Annotated in this window: 1 protein-coding gene; it reads left to right on the top strand. The window is 46.4% G+C overall.

Annotated features, from left to right (window positions below; genetic code table 11):
- Positions 1-839, top strand: an 839-nt coding sequence (gene hflK, locus A3739_RS05735) for an FtsH protease activity modulator HflK (protein WP_068500633.1), incomplete at both ends; no start/stop codon positions are given.

The following is an 839-nucleotide window of genomic DNA, read 5'->3' as shown; positions in this document are numbered from 1 at the left end:
ATGGCTTGGAATGAGCCGGGTAATTCTAATGGGAAAGACCCATGGGGTAATAATAATCGTGGTGGCAATCAAGGCCCGCCGGATTTAGATCAAGCGCTTAAACAATTGATGGACAAGCTAAACGGGCTGTTTGGCGGGTCAGGAAATGGCAATGGCGGTTCTGATAATAACGGTGGTAAGCAGGGCTTTGGCGGTATTGCTCTGGTTGGCTTAGTAGTGTTTGTTCTGTTTCTTGGCTGGAAATCGATTTATACGATCGATGAGCAACAACGGGGAGTTGTTTTATTCCTTGGTGAATACAGTCGAACACTTGATCCTGGTTTAAGAATTGTCATCCCTCTCGTCGAGCAGGTTATACCAGTTAACGTAACAAACGTTCGAAACGCTGAGCTGAAAGAAGAAATGCTCACGCAAGACGAGAACGTTGTTGCGATTGAGTTGAACGTTCAATACACGGTCCGAGATCCGGTATCGTTCGCTTTGCGTGTTGAGGATCCAGAGCGATCTCTGCAACATGCCGTTGAGTCGGCTCTTCGTCACGAAGTGGGTAGCACCAACCTAGATCCAATCTTAACTGAAGGGCGTGGTATTTTGGCAGACAGCACGAGAGAGCGTTTGCAAGATTATATGGATAACTATCAAACCGGCATTAACGTCAGTGTCGTTAACATCAAAGAAGCTAGAGCACCACAAGCTGTTCAAGCGGCGTTTGATGATGTTCAGAAAGCGAAGCTTGATAAAGAGCGTTTCGTAAACGAAGCAGAAGCTTACAAAAATACAGTTATTCCTGAAGCGCGGGGTAAGGCGCAACGTATGTTGCAAGAAGCAAGTGCATATCG

Source organism: Oleiphilus sp. HI0067, assembly GCF_001635735.1.
Note: the sequence above shows the minus strand (reverse complement) of the source record. Positions and strands in the feature narration are given on the sequence as shown.